Annotated in this window: 2 protein-coding genes; both read left to right on the plus strand. The window is 62.3% G+C overall.

Annotation, left to right across the window (positions count from 1 at the left end; genetic code table 11):
• Positions 1-357, plus strand: a 357-nt coding sequence (locus ACLD7X_RS16340) for a FadR/GntR family transcriptional regulator (RefSeq protein WP_411424744.1), incomplete at its 5' end; no start/stop codon positions are given.
• Between the two features lie 76 nt (positions 358-433).
• Positions 434-2,345: hypothetical protein (locus tag ACLD7X_RS16345; protein WP_425625391.1), on the plus strand; the 1,912-nt coding region annotated here is incomplete at its 3' end.

Here is a 2,345-nt window from a genome sequence, read left to right on the forward strand (position 1 = left end):
GCAAGAGCGACTCCCGAGCAGATCTCCAGACTCAAGCGGCTGCTTCTCGATCTGGAAGATTCAGGAACGCAACTCGACCAGCGGGTTCCCGCAGACATCGCTCTCCACAGCGCTATCGCTGAGATGAGCGGCAACACTTTCTTGCACGGCATTCTGCAGTCAATGACGAGCGTTCTATCGGAAGAGCGCCGCTATGGTGGCGAAATCCGGCAGGCGATGGGCTCTGTTCACGCCGACTCCGATCATCGCCACGAGGATCTCGTGTCGGCGATCGAGCATCACGATGAGGTCGCAGCAGAGGAAGCTGCTCGCGGCATCGTACTTGCGGCGCGCGAGAGCTTCATCCGCGGTGACTGAGCAACACTCCCTGTGGCCGCACCGTCGTGGGTCGCGGAACCGCTCTCGCATCGAGAGCAGCCTCGCTGACCTAACGGTGTCGAGCAGTATCGAGACCGGCCTAAGCGACATACGCGGTGTGTATCGCCTCGCATGGCTCGACGGCAATGAGCGAGTGCTCGCTCTCGCGGGATCAACCCTTCAATGTGTCAGCACCGACGGGCGTTCGCTGTGGAGTCGCGCTGATCTAAATGTCAGCAGAATTGTCTGCATTCACGATGAGCCGGGTGGTCCCGGCTGGGCGGCAGTCGTGTCTGGCACTCGCCAGGTGCTCCTCATTTACACGGCAAGCGGAGACCTCTTCGGGGCGCTTGACACGGACACCCGCTACTCGGTGGCCGGAAATGGCTCCGTACTCCCCTTCGAACTGGAGGGGCGACGCTACATCGCTGTCGCGCCGGTCTACGACAGATGGGTCACGCTGTTCGAGATCAACCATCAAGGACCTCGAGTCGCTTGGCGACTCGACCTTGGCGACAAGATCGATCTCGGGTTCGGACCCGTAATGGTGCTGAGTCGCGGGCATCGACCGGAACTTCTGTTGAGTTCGCGCCGCGGCGAGTCATTCGTCGACGACTCTCAAGAGAAGCTTGTGCTGGGTCGAGACGGAGGACGCGTTTTTCAGTGCGCGGTCGACATCGGTACAGGCGAAATCGTGCGGGAGGGCAGTCATGCTCCGGAGCCTGGCGGGTATCCCGCAGCGCGGCCGTACGGGCTGATGGAAGCACTGCCAGACACCTTTGAAGGCACGGGGAGTTTGGTGCTCGCTAGCTGCCAGGTTGAGGAGTACGTCACCGTAACCGACACCCGCACGTTCCAGCCGCGTTGGAGCTGGTTCGTCGAGAAGGACTGGCCGGATGATCAGCAGGAGTTGCGACCGCACACCTCCTCTGTTGCCGACGTGTTGGGGCTCGGACGGCCACAACTAATCGTGTCGCACTGGTCGAACGGCCGATGGCGTACACGAGTGCTCGATGTACTCAGCGCGGATCCCGGGGGCGATCCTGTCGAGATCGAAGGAGCGTACTGCTGGGGGGTCATCCACTCTGCCGACGACGCCCCCTTGCTCGTCATCAGTCGCCTCGATCGACGTGACCGAGGCGGTGCGCATGACGTGGATGCGGTAGATGCGTCGACCGGAGTGACAAGGGGCTCACTCGTCAACGTAGTTCCAGTGATAAGCACCGACGATGAACTTCCGCCTTACCGACGCTTCCATGCGGACCGCTCGGGGGTCGCGCGGCTCCGCCATCGGAATGGGCGCGAAGGGGTCGTCGTGACCCGCGATGACGGAGTTGGCATCTGGTGGTCGCCAGGCTCTACGGGCGAGCAGTTCGCAATACTGACGAGCGAGCCAGTCGCACGTGTTGACGACCGCGAGGGGCGCTCGAGCGTCACTGACGTGTCGGGGCTCATCACTTTGCTCGACCCGAATCTGCACCCTGCCGGGACCTTAAGGGTCCCAGGATGTAACGCCGAGGTGCTGCTTGCCCTCGATGCCGCGACCGCTCTCATCGTGGCGAGTGCTGGTGAGAGTATCCGAGTATTCGAAGCGCGGTTCGGCACGCACATCACAACTTTCCACGGGCACGCGCCGTCACTGCGGCGGGCCGCCGAAGGAGTCTGGGAACTCGCGTGTGCGAAACGCGTCGGGCGTGGTGAAGTCATCGAGATCTGGCAATTGTCGCGAGAACACAATGTGCGCACGATGACCTGGTCTACCTCTGGCACGGTCGATTCCTTGAGACTGCTGGCCGGAGGGGACGTTCTCGCGACGATCAAGGATGGACCGCACTCGACATCGACCTCGGTGTTCTCTCGAGGCGGCGGTATTCGGTGGAGCGATGACCAACACGGCGCTCACGCTAGCGCTCCGCTTGTCATCGAAGAGGGTAGCGATCGATGGCTTGTGGTCGACGACCACGGCTTACTCCGGTTGCGAGCGCTCG

Origin of the sequence: Aphanothece microscopica RSMan92 (assembly GCF_046613545.2) — a bacterium.
In the GTDB taxonomy this organism is placed as follows: Bacteria; Cyanobacteriota; Cyanobacteriia; order PCC-6307; family Cyanobiaceae; genus NIES-981.